Annotated in this window: 7 protein-coding genes and 1 pseudogene; 1 reads left to right on the top strand and 7 read right to left on the bottom strand. The window is 44.0% G+C overall.

What is annotated here, in order from left to right; genetic code table 11:
- The first annotated feature begins 282 nt into the window (after positions 1 to 282).
- Positions 283 to 885 (top strand): DUF4145 domain-containing protein, encoded by a 603-nt coding sequence (locus H5187_RS22835; protein ID WP_220493330.1) that lies wholly within the window; start codon positions 283 to 285, stop codon positions 883 to 885.
- On the opposite strand, the gene H5187_RS22830 is transcribed toward H5187_RS22835, so the two are convergent.
- The 7 genes and pseudogenes from H5187_RS22830 to H5187_RS22805 form a co-directional block, all read right to left on the bottom strand.
- Positions 877 to 1,062, bottom strand: coding sequence for a hypothetical protein (locus tag H5187_RS22830; RefSeq protein WP_182798407.1), 186 nt, complete (start codon positions 1,060 to 1,062; stop codon positions 877 to 879). The two genes, H5187_RS22835 and H5187_RS22830, sit on opposite strands and share 9 nt — an antisense overlap.
- Positions 1,049 to 1,300: a hypothetical protein gene (locus H5187_RS22825; protein WP_182784441.1), complete on the bottom strand. Its 252-nt coding sequence runs from the start codon at positions 1,298 to 1,300 to the stop codon at positions 1,049 to 1,051. Before H5187_RS22825 ends, H5187_RS22830 begins: the two co-directional genes overlap by 14 nt.
- A gap of 8 nt (positions 1,301 to 1,308) precedes the next feature.
- Positions 1,309 to 1,464: a hypothetical protein gene (locus tag H5187_RS22820; protein WP_182798406.1), complete on the bottom strand. Its 156-nt coding sequence runs from the start codon at positions 1,462 to 1,464 to the stop codon at positions 1,309 to 1,311.
- Between the two features lie 11 nt (positions 1,465 to 1,475).
- A complete protein-coding gene (locus H5187_RS22815) occupies positions 1,476 to 1,640 on the bottom strand; it encodes a hypothetical protein (RefSeq protein WP_259401764.1) in 165 nt (54 codons plus the stop codon).
- Positions 1,640 to 1,774: a hypothetical protein gene (locus tag H5187_RS24805; RefSeq protein WP_259401763.1), complete on the bottom strand. Its 135-nt coding sequence runs from the start codon at positions 1,772 to 1,774 to the stop codon at positions 1,640 to 1,642. Before H5187_RS24805 ends, H5187_RS22815 begins: the two co-directional genes overlap by 1 nt.
- Positions 1,764 to 3,428, bottom strand: a complete 1,665-nt coding sequence (locus tag H5187_RS22810) for a Mu transposase C-terminal domain-containing protein (protein ID WP_182798405.1) — start codon at positions 3,426 to 3,428, stop codon at positions 1,764 to 1,766. Before H5187_RS22810 ends, H5187_RS24805 begins: the two co-directional genes overlap by 11 nt.
- Before the next feature lie 9 nt (positions 3,429 to 3,437).
- Positions 3,438 to 3,776: pseudogene (locus H5187_RS22805) on the bottom strand (hypothetical protein); the annotation flags it as partial.

Raw genomic sequence — 3,776 nt, 5'->3', positions numbered from 1 at the left:
CTGGCCTTAATAATTTGTTGAGCTAAAAACTCAATAAATGGCGCATGCACTGTATTTGTCATGCTGGTAGTAAATCAATTTAGGGGATTGGGTAACACTGTAAAGTTGTTTGCGGCTGGGGCTTTGGAGCTGGTCTATTAGGTTAAATTAAAAAGGCTTACTAATACAAGAGGTGTAATAAAATTATTTTTATGCTAAAACAAACAAAAAAATTAAGGTTCTTACATGAGATGCCCACATTGTAAATTAGACATCCATTTCAATGGATACATTAGAGAGTTAATGGAAGACAAAGAAGGCTATTGGTTTACTAATTACGGTACCTGCTCCTCCTGCGAAAATATCATAATTGATCTTATCGTTTCTGATAAGATTTCACGCCAAATGAAAACTATGCCTTCTGGCGTGCAAGAAGTTTTTAGAGTTTATCCACAAACTACCTCTTTTGATGAGCCAAATGAAATAGTTCCGGAATGTTTGAGGAAGGATTTCATTGAAGCAAGTCTAATCATGACACTTAGCCCTAAAGCAAGTGCTGCATTGAGTAGAAGATGTTTACAGTCTATTCTCCGAGATAAAGCTGGCGTTAAAAAAGGAAGCTTAGATAGAGAAATACAACAAGCTATGGAACATCTACCATCACATATAGCAGGTGCAATTGATGCTGTAAGACAGATTGGTAACTTTGCTGCTCACCCTATGAAAAGTGATTCAACGGGTGAAATAGTTGAGGTTGAAGCAGGAGAAGCTCAATGGAATTTAGATGTATTAGAGTCATTATTTGATTTTTATTATGTACAACCTAGCTTATTGGCAGAAAAGCAGAATGCGTTAAATAAAAAGTTAGCTGATATAGGTAAACCACCTATGAAAACTTCAATTTAATTTCCTAAACGCCTCCCTATACTCATCCATTAAACCCGTTACATCTAACCCCATAACTTTACGTTGGTTGATGTAACGGGCCAAGAGGTTTAAACCATATTCGTACTGCCACCGCTTTGGCTTTTTACCGCCGCTAAGTTGCAACGCAGTGAGCAGTACAAAGTTATTGTTTTGCATGTTTGTGCTTGGGGTAGCTTTGAATTCTAACCTCTTTACCATCAGTTACACGGATAAACTCAAACCAGCAATGAATGCAAATAGTGTGATCGTTATAAACCTCGCCCTCTGGTGGGCGCATGGTTTTTAAGGTGTTATCGCACTCAGGGCATTTGTAATGAATTACTGGTTTGCTGCGTAACGTTGCAGCGTTAAAAAAGGCTAAGCATTCTGCTTTAATGTCTTTTAAAAGCTCCATGATGCCCCCTAATACTCTTCATCTAATTTGATTTGAAAACTTTCATCACAGTGCTGACATTCGGCTTCACCATCCACGAGTTCGTTTTGGAAGACAGTTGTGTGGTTTTCGCAATGCGGGCAACGTGCTTGTACATCAAAAAGTGTAATTTCGCCTGATTTCATTTTAATAACTCCTACAAACTTAAATTTAATTGTGTTTCGTGCGCCTGTTCGTCTTGGTATGCACTGTAAATACTGCTTACTTGCTGGCGGGTGATCTTAAAACGCTTAACCAGCTGCTGAATGTTGCAGGCTTTGGTATCCAGGGCTTGGCAAATTTGTTGATTGCGAATTTGCATTAGCACCTTGTGCAGCATGGGTATTTGGTATTAAGCTCTTCGGTGGTCATGCCTGTGGTGCTTAACTCTTGGTTAATTAGCTCAACACGTAGCGTTTGCTCTGGCGTGTATGGGTGTGGTTGGCTATAGCTCATAAGTGTGTTCCTTGCGTAATTTGGGTTGGTCTAATAATTCGTTTAGGTCGATTTCGTGCTGTGGCTGCGTAGGCGTTACATCAAAATCAAATATGTTTACCGGTGCTTGTTGTGCTGCAATGGCTTTAATTGGCGCGGCAAACTTAGCCACCGAATCAACATCGATAATGCGATCTTGTGTTTCTTGGGCTTCGATTTCGCGGCGTTTGGTGTCAATGCGTTTTAAGCGGCCAGTGCGACGTTTGCTTTCGGCTTGCTCAATGCGCGACGTAGGCACGGCATGCGATTTAGTTTTTAAGTTAGCGAACATTAAAAACTCACCGTTTAGCTTATAAAGCTTGGTGTAGCTGTCGTCGTGTAAGTCGTAAGCTGCAATAAGCTCTTGGCCATTAAACTGGTGTAAAAAGTCAGCTGAATAATCACGTTGGTGTAAGCGGAAGCGGCCACGGCGAATGTTGACGGTTTCGCGCGGTAACATGACAAAATCGCCCTCTACCGGTGGTACGCGCTCTATGTTTTCGTCCCATACTTGTTGGCGGGTTTTACCTTTGAACTCTGGGTGCTCACTGTTGTGGTAGTCGTTTAAAAACGCTTTAAATTCGGCTATCCACTCGTCAACCGAGGGCAACTTGCGTTTGCCTTGCTTGGCCTCTTTAAGTACCAGTTGCTTATGGCGATCGTCATGGTCGCGCCCACAGTAAGTACTAAAGCGTTTACCAACGCGGTCTTCCATGTGTAAAAAGAACCGCTCTATCCACTTAACACGGGCATTGCCTGGTATGGCAAAAATAACGTCTATTTCAAACTGGGCATAAAAGCCGGTTGTGTCGTCGTTCATGAGTTTGTTTTTGTAGCCTGAGCCGTTATCTAAATAAAACATGGCTGGCACGTTGTTATGCACTTTAATCGCGCGGCTTATTGCTGCTAGCGTATCGAGTGTGCTTTCGGCGTAGCCGAGTTCCCAGCCAACAATGCAGCGGCTTGCTACGTCTTGAAACGCAGTTAGCTCAGCACGGTATGGCTTACCCGTTTTAGGGTGCGCAAGGTATACGTCGAGCGTGTGGCCATCGCCGTTATACATAACGCCGGGCTTTAAGTTATCGGTTGAGCGTAATAAGTGATCTTTATGTTTTTCGCGGTACAGTTTTGCACCCATGCGATACGGGCTTTGTGGGCCTAGCTCGTGTGGCAGTGCATTTATAAAACGGCGCACTTGGTGATGCTCTGCCTTGTAGCCCTCTTTATTTAGCTGGTCGCTCACTTGTGCAAAGCTTGGGCTGTTTGGGCTGTGGTAAAGCTCAAGGCAGCGGGCAAGCCAGCTATATTGTGTTTGCGCTTTGCCTTTATGGTTAGGTAATAGGCTGTTAATGCCGTTGTCTTTGTAGGCATTACACCAGTTATAAATGGTTGCGCGCCCTGGTAACTTACCCAGTGCATCAATAGCGGTTGCAAGTGTGGCCATTGCTGTATTTGCGCGGTACGCGGTTACAAGCGCTTCAAACGCTTTAGGTATGCCGCACTCTTGCGTTAATAAATGGCGAACTATTACCGCCCTACTTTGGGCTTTTTTACGGGCTGTTTCGCTGGCATTTTGCCAACTTAGTTCCAAGCCTGTGCTTGGCAACTTATTGTATTTTTGAACTGCAGGATGCATTGCTCTCTCCTACTTTTTATTAGAATTAGTGCTAAAACGGTCGTTAAACATGGCAAGCATGTATTCACGGTTGGCTTGGGCGTCTTGCCATTCGTCTTCGGCAAATTGCGGTATGCACTCAGCGCCGGCTAAATGCTCGGGGCCAAACTCGCCACTTAACCGATTTAACATGTGGGTAATACGCTGTTGTATACCGAGCCATAAATGCCAGGTTGTTTGCGCTGCGCCTATGCGGTGGTTTAGGTCGAGGTCGCGGGTGTTACAGAGCTGCTCGGCCATGGCTATAAACTCTTCGAGCGATTCGTTAACAACGGCGCTGTGTGCAAACGATTTTTGGCGCACTTGTGC

It is taken from the genome of Pseudoalteromonas sp. SG44-1 (assembly GCF_014164315.1).
GTDB classification, from domain to species: domain Bacteria; phylum Pseudomonadota; class Gammaproteobacteria; order Enterobacterales; family Alteromonadaceae; genus Pseudoalteromonas; species Pseudoalteromonas rhizosphaerae.
The sequence above is the reverse complement of the archived record's forward strand: the minus strand, read 5'-3'. Positions and strand labels throughout refer to the sequence as shown.

What these genes read in the sequence shown, in the direction of transcription:
- H5187_RS22835 (WP_220493330.1), top strand. Translation starts at nt 283, where the DNA reads ATGGAAGACAAAGAAGGCTATTGGTTTACTAATTACGGTACCTGCTCC.
- H5187_RS22830 (WP_182798407.1), bottom strand. Translation starts at nt 1,062, where the DNA reads ATGCAAAACAATAACTTTGTACTGCTCACTGCGTTGCAACTTAGCGGC.
- H5187_RS22825 (WP_182784441.1), bottom strand. Translation starts at nt 1,300, where the DNA reads ATGGAGCTTTTAAAAGACATTAAAGCAGAATGCTTAGCCTTTTTTAAC.
- H5187_RS22820 (WP_182798406.1), bottom strand. Translation starts at nt 1,464, where the DNA reads ATGAAATCAGGCGAAATTACACTTTTTGATGTACAAGCACGTTGCCCG.
- H5187_RS22815 (WP_259401764.1), bottom strand. Translation starts at nt 1,640, where the DNA reads ATGCAAATTCGCAATCAACAAATTTGCCAAGCCCTGGATACCAAAGCC.
- H5187_RS24805 (WP_259401763.1), bottom strand. Translation starts at nt 1,774, where the DNA reads ATGAGCTATAGCCAACCACACCCATACACGCCAGAGCAAACGCTACGT.
- H5187_RS22810 (WP_182798405.1), bottom strand. Translation starts at nt 3,428, where the DNA reads ATGCATCCTGCAGTTCAAAAATACAATAAGTTGCCAAGCACAGGCTTG.